19 protein-coding genes and 1 riboswitch are annotated in these 15,106 nt (G+C 63.0%); of the genes, 7 read left to right on the plus strand and 12 right to left on the minus strand.

The window, feature by feature from the left end:
- Positions 1 to 3: 3 nt before the first annotated feature.
- Genes ACH196_RS29630 through ACH196_RS29640 form a run of 3 tightly spaced genes read right to left on the minus strand, consistent with a single transcriptional unit; the run spans position 4 to position 2,705 of the window.
- Positions 4 to 861: an ABC transporter permease gene (locus ACH196_RS29630; protein WP_396650445.1), complete on the minus strand. Its 858-nt coding sequence runs from the start codon at positions 859 to 861 to the stop codon at positions 4 to 6.
- Positions 848 to 1,666 (minus strand): ABC transporter ATP-binding protein, encoded by an 819-nt coding sequence (locus ACH196_RS29635; protein ID WP_396650446.1) that lies wholly within the window; start codon positions 1,664 to 1,666, stop codon positions 848 to 850. The genes ACH196_RS29630 and ACH196_RS29635 overlap by 14 nt, the downstream gene beginning before the upstream one ends.
- 34 nt (positions 1,667 to 1,700) lie before the next feature.
- Positions 1,701 to 2,705 (minus strand): ABC transporter substrate-binding protein, encoded by a 1,005-nt coding sequence (locus ACH196_RS29640; protein WP_396650447.1) that lies wholly within the window; start codon positions 2,703 to 2,705, stop codon positions 1,701 to 1,703.
- Positions 2,706 to 2,924: 219 nt separating this feature from the next.
- Here ACH196_RS29640 and ACH196_RS29645 point away from each other — a divergent pair, with 219 nt between their 5' ends.
- The 3 genes from ACH196_RS29645 (at position 2,925) to ACH196_RS29655 (ending at position 5,051) form a co-directional block, all read left to right on the plus strand.
- A complete protein-coding gene (locus ACH196_RS29645) occupies positions 2,925 to 3,524 on the plus strand; it encodes an AAA family ATPase (RefSeq protein ID WP_396650448.1) in 600 nt (199 codons plus the stop codon).
- A 98-nt stretch (positions 3,525 to 3,622) separates the two neighbouring features.
- A complete protein-coding gene (locus tag ACH196_RS29650) occupies positions 3,623 to 4,600 on the plus strand; it encodes an aldo/keto reductase (RefSeq protein WP_396650449.1) in 978 nt (325 codons plus the stop codon).
- A 67-nt stretch (positions 4,601 to 4,667) separates the two neighbouring features.
- Positions 4,668 to 5,051 carry a RidA family protein gene (locus ACH196_RS29655; protein WP_396650463.1) on the plus strand — a complete coding sequence of 128 codons (384 nt, stop codon included), beginning with the start codon at positions 4,668 to 4,670 and terminating at the stop codon, positions 5,049 to 5,051.
- Here ACH196_RS29655 and ACH196_RS29660 read toward each other — a convergent pair.
- Complete coding sequence (locus ACH196_RS29660) at positions 5,048 to 5,284, minus strand: hypothetical protein (RefSeq protein ID WP_396650450.1); 237 nt, start codon at positions 5,282 to 5,284, stop codon at positions 5,048 to 5,050. The two genes, ACH196_RS29655 and ACH196_RS29660, sit on opposite strands and share 4 nt — an antisense overlap.
- A gap of 152 nt (positions 5,285 to 5,436) precedes the next feature.
- Between ACH196_RS29660 and ACH196_RS29665 the strand changes: the two genes are divergently transcribed.
- A complete protein-coding gene (locus ACH196_RS29665) occupies positions 5,437 to 6,237 on the plus strand; it encodes a creatininase family protein (protein ID WP_396650451.1) in 801 nt (266 codons plus the stop codon).
- 191 nt (positions 6,238 to 6,428) lie between these two features.
- On the opposite strand, the gene ACH196_RS29670 is transcribed toward ACH196_RS29665, so the two are convergent.
- Together ACH196_RS29670 and cobD are read right to left on the minus strand one after the other, a co-directional pair.
- Complete coding sequence (locus ACH196_RS29670; RefSeq protein ID WP_396650452.1) at positions 6,429 to 6,938, minus strand: tyrosine phosphatase family protein; 510 nt, start codon at positions 6,936 to 6,938, stop codon at positions 6,429 to 6,431.
- Positions 6,935 to 7,984 (minus strand): threonine-phosphate decarboxylase CobD, encoded by a 1,050-nt coding sequence (gene cobD / locus ACH196_RS29675; RefSeq protein ID WP_396650453.1) that lies wholly within the window; start codon positions 7,982 to 7,984, stop codon positions 6,935 to 6,937. Before cobD ends, ACH196_RS29670 begins: the two co-directional genes overlap by 4 nt.
- Here cobD and cbiB point away from each other — a divergent pair.
- Together cbiB and ACH196_RS29685 are read left to right on the plus strand one after the other, a co-directional pair.
- Positions 7,983 to 8,954: an adenosylcobinamide-phosphate synthase CbiB gene (gene cbiB, locus ACH196_RS29680; RefSeq protein ID WP_396650454.1), complete on the plus strand. Its 972-nt coding sequence runs from the start codon at positions 7,983 to 7,985 to the stop codon at positions 8,952 to 8,954. The two genes, cobD and cbiB, sit on opposite strands and share 2 nt — an antisense overlap.
- A gap of 92 nt (positions 8,955 to 9,046) precedes the next feature.
- Positions 9,047 to 9,643: a class I SAM-dependent methyltransferase gene (locus ACH196_RS29685; RefSeq protein WP_396650455.1), complete on the plus strand. Its 597-nt coding sequence runs from the start codon at positions 9,047 to 9,049 to the stop codon at positions 9,641 to 9,643.
- Here the strand turns inward: ACH196_RS29685 and cobO are convergent.
- From cobO to ACH196_RS29710, 5 genes are all read right to left on the minus strand, one after another.
- A complete protein-coding gene (gene cobO / locus ACH196_RS29690; protein WP_396650456.1) occupies positions 9,573 to 10,187 on the minus strand; it encodes a cob(I)yrinic acid a,c-diamide adenosyltransferase in 615 nt (204 codons plus the stop codon). The genes ACH196_RS29685 and cobO overlap by 71 nt on opposite strands.
- Position 10,188: 1 nt before the next feature.
- Positions 10,189 to 10,704: a bifunctional adenosylcobinamide kinase/adenosylcobinamide-phosphate guanylyltransferase gene (gene cobU / locus ACH196_RS29695; protein ID WP_396650457.1), complete on the minus strand. Its 516-nt coding sequence runs from the start codon at positions 10,702 to 10,704 to the stop codon at positions 10,189 to 10,191.
- Positions 10,697 to 11,467, minus strand: coding sequence for a CbtA family protein (locus ACH196_RS29700; RefSeq protein WP_396650458.1), 771 nt, complete (start codon positions 11,465 to 11,467; stop codon positions 10,697 to 10,699). The genes cobU and ACH196_RS29700 overlap by 8 nt, the downstream gene beginning before the upstream one ends.
- A gap of 12 nt (positions 11,468 to 11,479) precedes the next feature.
- Entirely contained in the window at positions 11,480 to 11,659 is a 180-nt protein-coding gene (locus tag ACH196_RS29705) for a CbtB domain-containing protein (protein ID WP_396650459.1), read from the minus strand.
- Positions 11,660 to 11,692: 33 nt separating this feature from the next.
- Positions 11,693 to 11,886: riboswitch (cobalamin riboswitch) on the minus strand.
- A gap of 55 nt (positions 11,887 to 11,941) precedes the next feature.
- Complete coding sequence (locus tag ACH196_RS29710) at positions 11,942 to 12,118, minus strand: hypothetical protein (RefSeq protein WP_396650460.1); 177 nt, start codon at positions 12,116 to 12,118, stop codon at positions 11,942 to 11,944.
- A gap of 224 nt (positions 12,119 to 12,342) precedes the next feature.
- On the opposite strand from ACH196_RS29710, the gene ACH196_RS29715 reads away from it, so the two are divergent.
- On the plus strand, positions 12,343 to 13,518 hold the full coding sequence (locus ACH196_RS29715) for an aromatic ring-hydroxylating dioxygenase subunit alpha (protein WP_396650461.1): 1,176 nt from the start codon (positions 12,343 to 12,345) through the stop codon (positions 13,516 to 13,518).
- Here the strand turns inward: ACH196_RS29715 and ACH196_RS29720 are convergent.
- The gene (locus ACH196_RS29720; RefSeq protein ID WP_396650462.1) at positions 13,511 to 14,710 is read right to left on the minus strand and encodes an MFS transporter; all 1,200 of its coding nucleotides are present in this window, start codon (positions 14,708 to 14,710) and stop codon (positions 13,511 to 13,513) included. The genes ACH196_RS29715 and ACH196_RS29720 overlap by 8 nt on opposite strands.
- Positions 14,711 to 15,106: the final 396 nt, after the last annotated feature.

Raw genomic sequence — 15,106 nt, forward strand, 5'->3', positions numbered from 1 at the left:
CTCTCACCCCTCCTGCCTCACAGCGCTTTCGTGCCAGCGCCTGAGGATGAGATGCGACACCAGCGTCAGCACCAGGAAAATGACGATGCCGGTAAGCGAGATCAGGAATAGCGCGGCGAACAGCCGGGGCGCGTTGAGCCGGTAGCCCGCCTCGATGATGCGCGACGCCAGCCCTGACGACTGGCCCGCCGCGCCGGCCACGAATTCCGCCACCACAGCGCCGATCAGCGACAGGCCGCCGGCGATCTTCAGCCCACCGAGGAAATACGGCATCGCCGCCGGCAACCGCAGATGCCACAGTTCCTGCCAGCGCGTCGCGCCGTTCAGCCGGAACAGGTCGATCAGGTTGCGGTCCACCGAGTTCAGCCCCAGCGTGGTGTTCGACAGGATAGGAAAAAAGGCGACGATCCATGAGCAGAGCAGCAGCTTCGCCGTCTGGTTGTCGACATAGATGTTGATGAGCGGAAAGATCGCCACGATCGGCGTCACCTGCAAGACGATGGCGAAGGGGAAGAACGACATTTCCACCCATTTCGACTGGGTGAACAGGATCGCCAGCCCGACGCCACCGGCGACCGCCAGCAACAAGCTCAAGAAGGTGATGCGCAATGTCACCAGCAGGGATGAGAACAACAGGCCGGCATCCGCTATCAGCGTGTCGAGCACCACGCCGGGTCGCGGAAGAATGTATTTCGGGATCTCGTTCCACACGCAGATGCGGTCCCACATAAAGATCGCCGCCAGCATGATGACCAACGGCAGAACCCATTTGCCGATGCTTTCCAGCCGCGCGCTGCGCGCCCGTCGCGCCTCGTCGGGATCGAGGATAAGCCTGCCGGTGCGCTGATCAACGGCCGCCATGCGCCACCTCCGCCGAGGTCGCGTTGATCGCCCCGATGAGCACGTCGGAGGCCTGCCGGCAGAGCGCGGCATATTCTGGCGACGTGCGGAACTTTTCGTCGCGCGGGTAAGGCGCGTCGACCGGCAATTCCTCGAACACCCGGCCCGGCCGCGCCGCCATCACCACGATGCGGTTCGACAGGAACACACTCTCGAACACGCTGTGGGTGACGAACACCACGGTGAAACGTTCGTCCCGCCAGAGGTCGAGCAGATCGTCGTTCAGCCGGAAGCGGGTGATCTCGTCTAGTGCTGCGAACGGCTCGTCCATCAGCAGCAACCGGGGTTTTGTCACCAGCCCGCGGGCGATCGACACCCGCATCTTCATGCCGCCGGAAAGCTCGCGCGGCATCGCCTTCTCGAAGCCGGTCAGCCGCACCCGCTCCAGCAACTCGCCGATCGCCGGCGCAGCCTTGGCCCGAGACACGCCGCGCAGCCTGAGCGGCAGCCAGACATTGTCGAAGACGTTGGCCCAGGGCAGCAGTGTCGGCTCCTGGAAGACGAAGCCGACGCAGTCCTCGCCGAGCGTCTTGCGCCAATCGAGCACGCCGGAGGTCGGCGAAAGCAGCCCGGCGATGATGCGCAGTACGGTCGACTTGCCGCAGCCTGAAGGCCCGAGCAGGCTCAGAAAATCCCCTTCCCGGATCGTCAGATTGGCATCGCGCAACGCCGTCGTGCCGCTGGAAAAGGTCTTGCCGATCCCACGCAGGATCAGCAGCGGGTCTGCCTCGACCTGCTGCTGCACCAATCCGTTCGCCGAACTCATGCCGGACGACGCACCGTAAAATGCAGGATCGCCCTCACTTCTTCAGATCGAGCCCAACGCCCTTGTTGACGAAGTCCAGAGTATACGACTTCTTGATGTCGAGCCCAGCCGGAACCACCTTGGCCTTCACCATCGTGTCGTAGAATTTCTGGATGTGCTCGTCGGTCATGGCGCCGATGCCGAGCTTTTCCGTGTCGCCGGAATCGACGATGCCGAATTTTTTCATCTGGGCGATCGAAAACGCGATCTGCTCGTCGGTGATGTCGGGATTGTCCTTCTTGATCATCTCGTTGGCGGCCTTGTTGTCGCCGTAGAGATAGTTGTACCAGCCCTTGGCAGAGCCATCGACGAAGCATTGGACGACCTGCGGCCGCTTGTCGATCGTGTCCTGCATGACTTCGATCGTGGTCGCGTAGGTGGCGAAACCGTAGTCCGCCAACAGGAACTGGTTCGGCACGAAACCACCTTCCTTCTCCACCGCGAAGGGTTCCGACGTTACGTAACCCTGCTGCACTGACTTCTTGTTGGCGATGAACGGCGCGGGGTTGAAGGTGTAGGGCACACGCTTGGCGGGGTCCCAGCCGAAGTCGGTGACGATCCATTGGAAATAGCTCTGAAAACCCTCGTCGCCGATGATGTACTGCTCGGCGTTCTTCAGATCTTCCCACTTGTCCAGCCCCTCGCCGGGATGGCTCATCAGCACCTGCGGCTCCTTCTGGAAGGAGGCGGCGACGACCCGCAGCGGAATTCCCTGCTGAACGGCGTCGAATGCCTGCAAAAAATTGCCGCCCATGTAGAAATCGATCTTGCCGGCAAGCAGCAGCGGCCGGCCGCTGACCTGAGGACCACCGGGCTGTATGGTCACCTCGATGCCACAGGCGGCATAGCTGCCGTCAGCCACCGCCTGATAATATCCGCCGTGCTCGGCCTGGGCCAGCCAGTTGGTCATGTAGGTGACCTTTTCAGCCGCGGCTGCGCCAAAAGCCGAAGCCGCGAGCGCCGCCAGCGCCACCGACAATTTTCCAAGATTCCCGTTCATCGACACCACCCTCGTCTGGCCCGCGCACACCGCGGAGCGTTTTTCAAACCAATATTTCGAGAAGCAATCCGTATGCCAGCAGCCCGCTTCTGAGTGGGAATGCACGCCACCTGTCCGTCGAAAAACCGCGCCCGTCAGCCTATGCCTCTGAAGAGGGCATCGTGCATATTTTACAGGCCGCTGTCCATGCGGGAGCGCGCCCGAGGATGACCGAAAACCATGAGCCGTTGCCGGCCACAAATGCGAAGGCAACTACGGATTGATCGCTCGGGGCGGTCGGACTATGCGTGGCGAATGAGCACCCTGCATTTCATTTGTGGGAAAGCGGCCTCCGGCAAGACGACGCTGGGGCGCGAGCTGGCGGTGCGACACAAGGCGGTGTTCTTCTGCGAGGACGAATGGCTGACGCTGCTCGATGCACGGATCGATAGCCTCAGCGATTTTGTTCATCATTCGCAACGGCTGAAATCGGCATTGAAGCCGCATGCCGGAAGGCTGCTCGAATTGGGCATCCCGGTCATCTTCGATTTCGCCGGCAATACGCCGGAGGACCGGGCATGGGTGCGCTCCATCTTTGAAGGCGCCGGCGCGGACCACGTGTTGCACGTCATCACCGCAACCGACGAAGCGTGCAAGGCGCGCCTGCGCAAGCGCAACGAGACGAAGCCGGAAGGCCTTTACTTCGGCCATGTGCCGGAAACGCTCTTCAACGAGGTCACCCGCTACTTCGTTCCGCCGGCGGATGCCGAGAATTTGCGGATCCTCGAGTACGATGCCGAAACGCCTGGGCGCCTCGCTCGGCTCAGCCCTGCGGGGTGACGATCGGCCGGTCCGGCAAAACGGTCACGCATGGCTGGAATATCATGGCGCAAGGCCCTACCTTGCCCGCGCGACATTTATCTCTAATGGACGGCGCCATGCAAAAGCGCAAACTCGGAAATCTCGAAGTCTCGGCGATCGGGCTGGGCTGCATGGGCATGAGTTCGTCCTACGGCCCGCCCAAGGACGTCCGCGAAATGACCGTACTCCTGCGCAAGGCCGTCGACCTCGGCGTTGATTTCTTCGACACGGCCGAGATCTATGGTCCCTTCATCAACGAGGAACTGGTGGGCGCCGCACTCGCCCCAGTGCGGGACAAGGTGATCATCGCCACGAAATTCGGCTTCCGCATCGCCGGAGACGACCGGCACTCCGGCGTCGACAGTCGGCCGGAGCACATCAGGGAGGTTGCGGACGCGTCGCTCAGGCGCCTGAAAACGGATGTCATCGACCTTTTCTACCAGCATCGCGTCGATCCGGACGTCCCGATCGAGGATGTCGCCGGCACGGTCAAGGATCTGATCAAGCAAGGCAAGGTCAGGCATTTCGGCCTGTCCGAAGCCGGTCTCAATACAGTTCGCCGCGCCCACGCGGTCCAGGCAGTCGCCGCGCTGCAGAACGAATGTTCGCTGTGGACCCGGCGCCCCGAAATCCTGAAGGGGCTGGAGGAGCTTGGTATCGGCCTTGTCGCCTTCAGCCCGCTCGGCCGCGGTTTCCTCACCGGCAAGATGGACGGCAGCACCACCTTCGATGCCGCCGACATGCGCAGCAAACTGCCGCGTTTCACGCCGCAGGCGCTGAAGGCGAACCAGACCCTTATCGATCTTCTTGCATCGGTGGCCACCCGCAAGAACGCAACCCCGGCGCAGGTCGCCCTGGCCTGGCTGCTGGCGCAAAAACCGTGGATCGTTCCCATTCCCGGCACCACGAAGCTTTCGCGCCTGGAGGAAAATCTGGAGGCGCTGGAGCTTCAGCTCTCCGCCGAGGATCTTCGCGACATCGACACGGCCGCCAATTCGATTCCGATTGAGGGAACGCGCTATCCCGAGCAGATGGAACAGGCGACCGGCCTCTAATACCGAAGGTCGAGCAACTTGATCCACGGAACGACCGAATTTGCATGGTATAAAGACGAGGACCTAGATCTTGCGACATCTCGCCCCCAAGACCATCAAGCCGCCCTTCGCCCGCTACAGCCATGGCGTCGAGGTGCCGCCCGGCAAGCGGCTGGTGCTTTGCTCCGGCCAGTTGGGCATCGCAGCGGACGATTCGGTTCCGGAAGATGCCGGCGCGCAGGCCGAGATGTGCTTCGCCAACATTGCGGCAATCCTGGCCGAGGCGGGTCTCAGCCTGAAAGACATCGTACGCATCAACGCCTTCGTCACCGACCGCGCTCATCTGCGCCCTTACATGGATGTCCGCGACCGGCTGTTCTCCAACCCCGCCCCCGCCTCGACGCTGATGATCGTCTCCGGCTTCGCCCGGCCGGAATTCAAGGTGGAGGTGGAAGTGATCGCGGCTGGCTAAAAGGCCATTCCGCCGAGCAGCAGCAGCATCGCGCCGACGACCATCATCAAAATACCCGGCCAGTTCGAGCCAAGGCCGAGGAATCTAACGCCTCTATGAGCAGGCTCCAAGGTCGCGCTACCGCCAGACCGCGCCGGCGTCGCATCACTCATCCGCCCGCGCCATATGGCGGCACCCGCCATATAGACGACACCCGCCACGACCAGCAGCGCACCGAGCAAAATAACTGCCATTTTCGCCTCCCGGGAACATGGTATTGGGCCAATTGCCGTGAGCGCAATCGACATACGCGTCTCCTTCCGAAACTCGCGGCGCTTACAAAAGTTGCCGGCTTCAAATATGACCTGATGCGAACAGGGATCGGCACCCGACGGAGCTTGGCGCGATGAATGAGACAAAACGCCTTTGGTGGGGAGACTATCGCACCACCGAATACGCCTCGATCGATCCGGACAAGACAATCGCCGTCTTGCCCGTAGCCGCCATCGAGCAGCATGGCCCGCACCTGCCAGTCTCCACCGACACCACCATCATGCAGGGCATGCTGGAGACGGTGATTGCCCGCCTGCCGGAAGACCTCGACATCCGCATCCTGCCGGTGCAGTCGGTCGGCAAGTCGAACGAGCATCTCTACGCGCCCGGCACGCTCACCCTCCCCGCCCCTGTGCTGATCGAGGCATGGACCGAACTCGGCGCCTCGGTCGCGCGCGCGGGCGTGAAAAAGATCGTCTTCGTCAACTCGCATGGTGGCAACGAGGAAATCATGGGGATCGTCTCCCGCGAATTGCGGGTCCGCTTCGGCATGCTTTCGGTCAAGACCAGTTGGCAACGATTCGGCCGGCCCGCCGGCATGTACACCGAACTCGAAGACCGCCACGGCATCCATGGCGGTGATGTCGAGACCTCGCTGATGCTCCACTTCCGGCCGGACCTCGTCGACATGTCGAAGGCGCAGAATTTCGTCTCCAACGTCGCCCGCGCCGAGAAAGACTTCGATTTGCTGCGCCACACCGGCACCCACGCCTTCGCCTGGATCGCCACCGACCTGAACCCGCACGGCGTGGTCGGCGACGCCTCGATCGCCACCGCCGAAAAAGGCCGCCTCACCGCCGTGCATCAGGCCGACGGTTTTATCCGCCTTCTAACCGATGTTCAAAAGGCTTCGCTGAACACCTATATTTCATGAGCCTTCGGTCAGGCCTCGAACCTCGCTCGTCGGCCTGGGGGCCGAAAACGGCCAAAATGTCCGGCCTGTAAGGGGGAATGTCCGGCTTGTTCCGGAAAAAACCCGATGTCCCGACCGCAAACCATTGGAAAGGCATTGCTTTAGAGACATGACCTAGGACGCGTAGCAGCTATGGCGCTGTGCGGGCGGCCTCAAATATCGATCGCCAGCCCGAACGGAACGCCCTCATAAGCATCTGCACCCCGCCCAATCGAGCGGATCGCCTCGACCATCCGGTTCTCCCGCCCAAGCATTTGATCCGCCAGCGCAATCAACCGCGGATTGGGCGTCGCCGACGGTGATAGCTTTCGCAGCGTCGCCGCGAGTTCCGCCTCGTCACGCTCGGGCGCAAGTGCCGCCGCGATGATGTAGGCGCTCGCCGTCGACCGGCTGATGCCAGCAAAACAATGCACGATCAATGGCTTGCGCTGGTCCCACGCATGACCGAAATCGATCAGCGAGCGAACGTGCTCCTCGGCGGGCAGCGTCATCCCCTCCTGCGCCTCGGCAATGTCATGCATCTTGATATGCAAGTGCCGGTCCTCCTGGATCGAGGCCGGCCGCGTCACCATCGTGCCTTCCGACAGCAGCGAAAGCATCCATTCGGCGCCGGTCCTCGAAACCGTTTCCTCAATCCGTGCCAGCGAACACACATAGATCATGACGCCAACCCCTTGAAATGCTTTCCATTCTTCCAAATTACCAGCGCCTGTTCCAGCCGGCTCCAGGACGCCTCGTCGGCCGGCAGCCCGCACCGCAGCGCCGATTTGCTCCAACTGAAATTGCGGAGCAGGATGCCATTCCGGCCAAGCACTTCGAACAGTTCCGACGCCGTTGGAGTCTCGAAGAACCGGTAGAGCGAGGTCCCGCCGGCGACCCACAAACCAAACATTTCCAACAGTTTATCCAACCTTTCGGATTCGCCTGCAAGCCGGCTACGCATCTCCTCCTGCCACGCTTCGTCAGCAAGCGCGCGGATTCCGATCTCCAGCGCCGGGCCGCTGACCGCCCACGGCCCAAGCTCGGCTTCGAGCCTTGCCGCAAGCCCGTGTTCGGCAGCCGCAAATCCCAGCCGCACGCCGGCCAGCCCGAAGAATTTTCCAAATGATTTCAGCACGATGAGACCGGGTCGCGCAACGTCGCCGGCAAGGCTTTCGCGCATCGGCCCGACATCCATGAAAGCCTCGTCGACCACAAGCAAACCACCTCTCCGGCCCAGTCCGTCCGCCAGATCAAGCAGTGCCGCTCGTGTTGTGATCCGACCGTCCGGATTGTTCGGATTGACCACCACTGCGACATCCGCGTTAGCCAAATCCTTGAAATCACTTACTTCTTCGACAGTATGCCCAGCTAACGCTGCCGTCCGCGCGTGTTCCGCGTAAGTCGGTCCCAACACCTTCGCCCGCCCCGGAGACACCAGCGCCATCACCCGCGGCAGTAGGATTTGCGTCCCCGGCGCCGCCACAACATTCGGGGCGGCCGGCGCGCCATAGGCTTGCGCGGCAACCTCACGCAGATCCCTGGCCCGGCCCGGCTCCGGCAGCCGGGCAAAGGCGGTGGCGGGCAGGTCGAAAAGCGGATAGGAGTGCGGATTGATCCCGGTCGAAAGGTCGATAAAGGGTTGAGGGGCCTGCGGAAACAGCGCCCGCGCCCGGCCCAGGCTGCCGCCGTGGTCGTCCACCGCTTCGATCTTTCCCGCAGGCGCCATGTCCGCTCCGCTCGCCTTCCTGTCGCTTCTGGTGGAACTCGCCTTCGGTTATCCCGACCGTCTCGTGCGCGCAATCGGCCATCCGGTGATCTGGATCGGCCATCTGATTTCTCTGCTCGAACGGACGCTCAACCGCCCGACCGCCTCCGACACGACCCGTCGCATTCTGGGCTGTATCGCCTTGATTCTGCTGGTCGGCATCCCCGCCGGGATCGCCTTGATCCTGGAATCTTTCCTCGGCGCCCTGCCCTTCGACATCTTGATCACAGCGATCCTCGCAAGCACCCTGTTGGCTCAGCGCAGCCTCGCCAGCCACGTCAAGGCCGTCGTTGAAGCCCTTGATCGCGAAGGGCTACCTGCCGGCCGCAAGGCCGTGTCGATGATTGTTGGCCGCGACCCGGAAAAACTCGACGAAGCGGCCATCTGCCGCGCCGCGATCGAAAGCCTTGCGGAGAATTTCTCCGACGGCATCGTCGCGCCGGCCTTCTGGCTCTCCGTCGGCGGATTGGCCGGCGGCGTCGCCTATAAGGCCGCCAACACCGCCGATTCGATGATCGGCCACCGCACGCCAAAGCATCTTGCCTTCGGCTGGGCGGCGGCGCGCTTCGACGATCTCATCAACCTGCCCGCCTCGCGCCTGACTGCCCTGCTGCTGGTGGCCGCCGCCTGCCTCGTTCCCGGCGCCAGCCCCGGCGCTGCCTGGCGCGCCGTGCTGCGCGACGCCAAAAAACACCGCTCGCCCAATGCCGGCTGGCCGGAGGCGGCGATGGCCGGCGCCCTGGGGCTGGCGCTCAACGGCCCGCGTGCCTATGGCGGCGTCATGGTCGAAGACGCCTTCATGGGCGAAGGCGGCCGCCGCGAGGCGACCGCCGCAGACATTCGTCGGGCGCTACGACTTCATTGGACCGCCGATGCGCTGCTGATTGCGCTGACCGGAGCAGTCGCTGTGGCAATGATCACAATCGGTTAGACGGTGCGGTTGTCCTGCCCTATTCGCGTCCGATAACGGTTGCCTTTCGCCTGAGCGGAACCGAATGCCGCGAATTTTGTTCGGTCCGCATGATGCTTGACCGGATCGCCACAGATCAACTGACGCGCCTCGACAAACTGCTGTTCAGGCTGGAGGCTCAGCGTGCGTGCTTGGGGTGGGCCATTGGCGAAATCGCCGGGTTTCCCGGAATCGTGCTCGAACTCGGGCTGGGCCACGGCCGCACCTACGACCATCTGCGAAAGCATCTGGCGGATCGCGACATCTATGTTTTCGACCGCGAGGTCGACTGCATCGCCGACTGCACGCCTCCGGACAACCGGCTGGTCCTGGGCGACATCGCGGATACGCTGCCCTCCTTCACCGAGCGATTTCGGGGAAAGGTCGTGCTGGCGCATGCCGATATGGGTACTTATGACGACGCCGAGAATCTGGTGAGAGGTGCGGTGCTCAGCCGCCATCTTCCCGCGCTGCTCGCCCCCGGCGCCATCGTCCTGTCGGATCTGCCGCTGCAACTTGACAGCGCCACGCCACTGCCGCTTCCAGCAAGCGCGCGCCAAGGCCGGTATTTCATCTACGAAACCCGCGGGACGCCGGGTTTCAGAACTCGATTCCCTGCTGCGCCTTCACGCCAGCGGAAAAATGGTGCTTCGTCGCACCCATCTCGGTGACTAGGTCGGCGGCCTCGACCAGCGCCGGTTTTGCATTGCGGCCGGTCACCACGACGTGCAGGCCCTCGCGGCGGTTCGTCAGCGTAGCGACGACCGCTTCGAGGTCAAGATAGTCGTAGCGCAGCGCGATGTTTAACTCATCGAGCACGATCAGGCTGATCGACGGATCGGCCATCAGTTCGAGCGCCTTCGCCCATGCCGCCTCGGCGGCCGCGACATCCCGTTTCAGGTCCTGCGTCTCCCAGGTAAACCCCTCGCCCATCGAATGCCAGACGACCTTGTCGCCAAAGGCGGCGAAGGCGGCGCGTTCGCCCGTATGCCAGGCGCCCTTGACGAATTGCACGACGCCGACCCGTTTGCCGTAGCCGAGCATGCGCAGCGCCAGCCCGAAGGCCGCCGTCGTCTTGCCTTTGCCAGGGCCGGTGTTGACGATCAGCAGGCCCTTTTCGATGGTCTTGCCAGCCACCTCGGCATCCTGCACAGCCTTGCGCTTGGCCATCTTGGCCTTGTGGCGGGCCGCTTCCTCGTCGTCGACGATCTTCATCTCATTTCACCCGCATCGGCAGCCCGGCGACCATGAAGACAACGCTGTCGGAGACAGCCGCTACTGCCTGATTGAGCCTGCCCGCAGCGTCGCGAAATTTTCGGGCCAGCGCATTGTCCGGCACGATGCCGAGCCCGACCTCATTGGACACGACAAACCAGGGGCCGCGCGGGCGCGAAAGCACATCGGCCAGCCGGTGGCTCTCGGTTTCGACTTCATGTTCGGCCAGCATGTGGTTGGAAAGCCAGAGCGTCAGGCAATCGAGCAAGACCGGCCTGCCCTCCGGCACTGCGGCCAGTGCGTCGGCGACATCAAGCGGCGCCTCCACCGTCTGCCATCCATCCAGCCGACGGGCGCGATGCAGCGCGATACGCTCCCGCATCTCGTCGCCATAGGCCTGCGCCGTGGCGATATAGACCCACGGCGCGGGATAGACTGTAACCAGCGTCTCGGCGTGCGAACTCTTGCCGGAGCGCGCGCCGCCGAGAACGAAAGTCAGCAAGGCCTTGTCAGGCAAGCTGGTTGCGCAGCGAACCCGCGGAGCCGGAGAACCGCGTCCGGATCGCGCCGACAAGACCGCCGAGCACCACCCAGAAGATCAGGTTGGTGACCGTGGAAGCGACCACGAACTGGTGATGCAGATCAGCAGGGATCGGCGATTCGTGGCTGATAGGCTGAGGTGCGCCGACGATATGCGGCGCGACGATCAGCGCCACGCCGACGATCGACAGCACAACCGTTCCCCGGAAGGCAATCAGCGCCAGCCCCGCCGCCGTGGCGACGACGGTGGCGATCCACCAGACCTGGCGCGCGCCAAGATCGGCGGTGGGCATGGCCGGCAGTTCCGGCGGCAGGCCGAGCCCGGGAGCGAGCGTGAACACGGCAAAGCCGGCAAAACCCCAAAGCACGCCGGAGCGCCAGCCCGAGATGCCGCCTGCAAACTCCGAAACGGCAACCAGGATCAGTGCGAAACCAAAGCCGCTGACGAGATTGGCAAGCACGTTGAACGCGAAACGCTCGAAACCGTCGGCGGGCGCCCAACCTTCCTCGTCATGCTCGTGTTCATGCGCAGCGACTGCGGGAGCCGCCTCGCTGGAGGCCGGCGCGGTGGCGTCGGCCGCCGGCGCGCCATGGTCGTGAGCCGGTTCGGCGGCGTTTTCATACGTTTCCGCCTTCAGGATCAGCGGATCGGTGGCGAAGGATTGCATTGCGGCCATCACGAGGCTTGCCAACAGCCCCGCGATCGCCGCGATGAACACGACGTTGCGAAAGATGCTCATGTCAAATCCTCGTCAGTGGCAGGGAAACGCCATCGAATGGCGATAATCATGAGCCGCGTTGTGCGCGGCCTCCACATGCGAGAAGCCGACGAAGCCGACGATAAAGATGCCGAGGAGTGCAGCCAGCGCCAGTTGCATCGCGCGCGACGATGCCGAGACCTGTACGCCGAGAGAGGTCGAAGCCGTGTTCATTCCATATCCTTCCGCCCTCCACCCGAGGGCCATTGATCCAAACCTGTCGCCGGCAGGTCTCCTGGCTCACGGGTTCTCGCCCGACCCCGCCTTCCCGAGGACAAACCTCAGTGGCATTCGGGGTGGGCTCGCCGCTTACAGTTGCGGGGGCAGCCGCGGCATTGGACAAACAGCCCGCACCGCATTCCCTCTTGGTTCCCATCGGAACCGACGACGCCAGCACCATAGGCGTAATCGCTTCATTCGGCAAACCAATTCCCGGCGCATTCCACGTCGTTTGCGTCATGAGCCGCGACCTAAAATCTCCTCGACCGAGACAATCTTCATCTCGCCATGCACGCCGACATAGGCCGCAAGGCAATCCCAAAATTCGTCCAGCAATGCGCGTCCATCGCCGTCGAAATCATTCGTCGCGCTAAGTGTCATGATGCCGTTGGAGAACGTGCATTTCGGGTCCATGTGCCATGGGCGGTGTTCGCGAAACTCCTACTCGATATCGATCGAGCCTTCCGGCCCGATTTGGTCAGGAACCTCAAGACATTCAATCGTGACCCTGTACATCCGCGGCATCGACGTACTCCTTGCGCTCGTCTGCCGAAGGTCCTCCGGCAAAACATCAAGCTACGCGCCAGTGGTTGACAAAGCCCGATGCGAGGTATCCGCTCAAGCGATCGGAGAGCGCCATGAACCCTGAATCGGCACAGAGCGATCCCTACAACGGCCTGACCACGGCCGAAGCCACCTTGCCATCCTCCGCCTATTGGGAAACCGCCGAATTCGAGCGGGACATGGAGGCGATCTGGTATCGCAACTGGGTCATGGTCTGCCGCGAGGCCGACCTAGCACAGCCGCTTGCATACCGCGTGTTCACGCTGGGCTCCCAGCAGGTGCTGGTGCTGCACGACGACCGGGGCGAGCTGCGCGCTTTCCACAACACCTGCCGGCATCGCGGCTCGCAGCTTTGCCGCGAGACGGAAGGCCGGCTGAAGGCGCGGCTGCTCACCTGCCCCTATCACGCCTGGTCCTATTCGTTGCGCGGCGACCTCGTGCGCGTGCCGTCGAAATCGCTGCCGGCCGGCTTCGACAAGGCCGACTATCCGCTTTACTCCGTAGCCCTTTCCGTCTGGCGCGGCTTCGTCTTCATCAATCTTGCGGACGATCCGGTCGGCACGCCGGCCACTACCTTCGACCGCGATTCGGCCGACCTTTCCAACTGGCCGTTGGAGAATCTAGTGACCGGCCATGTGCTGACCAAGGTGATGGACTGCAACTGGAAAATCTTCTGGGAAAACTTCAACGAATGCCTGCATTGCCCTGGCGTGCATAAACATTTGTCGGCGCTGGTCCCGATCTACGGGCGCGGCCTGATGGCCCGGCACGACGATCCGGAATGGGCGCTGCACGCCGACAATGACGAGCCGCAATTTTCCGGAGGCCTGCGCCAGGGCGCCGAGACCTGGTCGGAAGACGGCACGGCGCTGGCGCATCGTTTCACCGGTCTCAGCGACCAGGAGCGCGCCGCCGGCCAGAACTATGCGATGAATCTTCCCTCCATGTTCATCGTCGGCCATGTCGACTATGTCAGAACCGTCCGCCTCGTACCCCTCGGGCCGGAAAGGACGGAACTGACCTCCGAATGGCTGTTCCTGCCCGAAGCGCTGGCAGAAGCAACCAAGGACATCGACAACATCGTCGCCTTCGGCAGGACGGTTCTGGAGGAGGATGCCGCGATCTGCGAGGTCAACCAGCGCGGCCTGCGCGCGCGGCCGCATCGCGCCGGCGTGCTGATGCCAGAGGAATACGACCTGCATCGCTTCCACGATTGGGTGCGCGACGCCCACCGCCGGGCGGCTACATAGATTTCGGCAGATACCGCCAGACGATCAGGCCGCAAATGGCGGTAAAGACGCCGAGCGTGGCGAAAACCGCGCCGAGGCCGCCGAAGGCCAGCACGATCGAATAGACGAGCGGCGGCAGCAGTTCGGAAAAATCCAGATAGGTGCGGTAGACCGCCGTCATCTGCGGCCGTTCATAGGCGCGCACCGAGCGGATGAAGGGCGTCGAGCCCAGCGCATCAAGCGCCACGGCGAAGAAGGACGCGACCAGCAGCAGCAGGCCGGCGGCGAGCGGAAAGCCTTCACCGCACAGACCAGCCAGCCACAGCGCTACCGACAGCGCGAAAAAGCTTGCCGCCATGGTGTTGCGCGCGCCAAAACGCCGGCCGAGACGTCCCCACCAGATCGCCGTGAACAACACCGCATTGCCGGCCGACACCAGCAGCCCGCCGGCAAGCTCGCCCTGCCCCGTCGCCACCATCAGGATCGGCGCGTAGACGAAAAAGGTCGTCCAGAAACAGGAGCGGCCGAAGGCGATCAGCCAGGCGAGTCTCAGCCGCGGTTGCGCCACGAAGCGGCCGATATTGCTGAGTGGATTGGTGGCCCTCGTCCTGCCGGGGCGGATCACGGCATTATCAGACAGCCGGAAATACCAGAAAAGCACCATCAGCGTCAGCGCGAAGGCCACGACCACCAGATGTGGCGCGACGATGCCGAAGCGCGTGTAGAGAAAGACGCCGAGCGTCGGCCCGCCGGTCCACGCCACCATCGACCAGGCCATGCGCATCGATTCGGACTGCATCACGTCGGCCTTGCGGATGTGGTCCATGATGTAGAGGTTGAGCGTGATCGCCAGCGCGCTGGCGCCCATGACACGCAGCAGCATGCCGCCGACCTGCCCGGCCAGCGTGTGGGTGACGAACAGCGCCGAACCCAGCGCCAGGAAACACGTGCCGATCGTGTAGACCCAGCGCCGCGATAACAGTCCGATGATCATCGGCATGAACAATGTGGCCGATAGGCCGAGCAGCGCGACGATTGTGTAGAGGATCGAAACGCCCTGCTTGCTGGCCAGGATTTCGTAGGCCTGTATCGGGATGACGCTGGAGACCGTGGCACGGGCGAAGGATTCCACCGCATAGAGGCTGGCAAAGGTCCGCGCGCCGGGCGGACGCACGGCGGGAAGCCAGATCGGATGCCTGACCTGTGTTGCCATCGGCGCCCCGCAAAACCGCCCGAAAAATGCAGGCGGCGGGTGTCAGCCGTTAGCAGGAAACCGACGATTCGGCGTCGTTATGGGATGCTGGCCAGCATCGAAACCGCTTGTGGTCCAAAGGCTTGGTGAGTTGCGCCCCTCCAAAGCCCGAGCGAGGAAAGCCAACACTTTCATACACATCGACGTTTGGATCGAAGAGGCTCCCGCACCTACCGACGATAAATTCTGTTGAGACTTTGATATCATCACCATCGAGGCATGGATTCCCGACACTCTCCGCTCCCTTCGGTCGCTCACGAGGCCGGGAATGACGACAGTCACCTTGCGTTTCAGCTAATCGTCAACGTCGAAGGTTAGCTAAGGCAGACTATGACTGTCGTCATTCCCGGCCTCGTG

Origin of the sequence: Mesorhizobium sp. IMUNJ 23232 (assembly GCF_044326205.1) — a bacterium.
In the GTDB taxonomy this organism is placed as follows: domain Bacteria; phylum Pseudomonadota; class Alphaproteobacteria; order Rhizobiales; family Rhizobiaceae; genus Kumtagia.

What these genes read in the sequence shown, in the direction of transcription:
- ACH196_RS29630 (WP_396650445.1), bottom strand. Translation starts at nt 861, where the DNA reads ATGGCGGCCGTTGATCAGCGCACCGGCAGGCTTATCCTCGATCCCGAC.
- ACH196_RS29635 (WP_396650446.1), bottom strand. Translation starts at nt 1,666, where the DNA reads ATGAGTTCGGCGAACGGATTGGTGCAGCAGCAGGTCGAGGCAGACCCG.
- ACH196_RS29640 (WP_396650447.1), bottom strand. Translation starts at nt 2,705, where the DNA reads ATGAACGGGAATCTTGGAAAATTGTCGGTGGCGCTGGCGGCGCTCGCG.
- ACH196_RS29645 (WP_396650448.1), top strand. Translation starts at nt 2,925, where the DNA reads ATGAGCCGTTGCCGGCCACAAATGCGAAGGCAACTACGGATTGATCGC.
- ACH196_RS29650 (WP_396650449.1), top strand. Translation starts at nt 3,623, where the DNA reads ATGCAAAAGCGCAAACTCGGAAATCTCGAAGTCTCGGCGATCGGGCTG.
- ACH196_RS29660 (WP_396650450.1), bottom strand. Translation starts at nt 5,284, where the DNA reads ATGGCAGTTATTTTGCTCGGTGCGCTGCTGGTCGTGGCGGGTGTCGTC.
- ACH196_RS29665 (WP_396650451.1), top strand. Translation starts at nt 5,437, where the DNA reads ATGAATGAGACAAAACGCCTTTGGTGGGGAGACTATCGCACCACCGAA.
- ACH196_RS29670 (WP_396650452.1), bottom strand. Translation starts at nt 6,938, where the DNA reads ATGATCTATGTGTGTTCGCTGGCACGGATTGAGGAAACGGTTTCGAGG.
- cbiB (WP_396650454.1), top strand. Translation starts at nt 7,983, where the DNA reads ATGTCCGCTCCGCTCGCCTTCCTGTCGCTTCTGGTGGAACTCGCCTTC.
- cobD (WP_396650453.1), bottom strand. Translation starts at nt 7,984, where the DNA reads ATGGCGCCTGCGGGAAAGATCGAAGCGGTGGACGACCACGGCGGCAGC.
- ACH196_RS29685 (WP_396650455.1), top strand. Translation starts at nt 9,047, where the DNA reads ATGCTTGACCGGATCGCCACAGATCAACTGACGCGCCTCGACAAACTG.
- cobO (WP_396650456.1), bottom strand. Translation starts at nt 10,187, where the DNA reads ATGAAGATCGTCGACGACGAGGAAGCGGCCCGCCACAAGGCCAAGATG.
- ACH196_RS29700 (WP_396650458.1), bottom strand. Translation starts at nt 11,467, where the DNA reads ATGAGCATCTTTCGCAACGTCGTGTTCATCGCGGCGATCGCGGGGCTG.
- ACH196_RS29705 (WP_396650459.1), bottom strand. Translation starts at nt 11,659, where the DNA reads ATGAACACGGCTTCGACCTCTCTCGGCGTACAGGTCTCGGCATCGTCG.
- ACH196_RS29710 (WP_396650460.1), bottom strand. Translation starts at nt 12,118, where the DNA reads ATGGACCCGAAATGCACGTTCTCCAACGGCATCATGACACTTAGCGCG.
- ACH196_RS29715 (WP_396650461.1), top strand. Translation starts at nt 12,343, where the DNA reads ATGAACCCTGAATCGGCACAGAGCGATCCCTACAACGGCCTGACCACG.
- ACH196_RS29720 (WP_396650462.1), bottom strand. Translation starts at nt 14,710, where the DNA reads ATGGCAACACAGGTCAGGCATCCGATCTGGCTTCCCGCCGTGCGTCCG.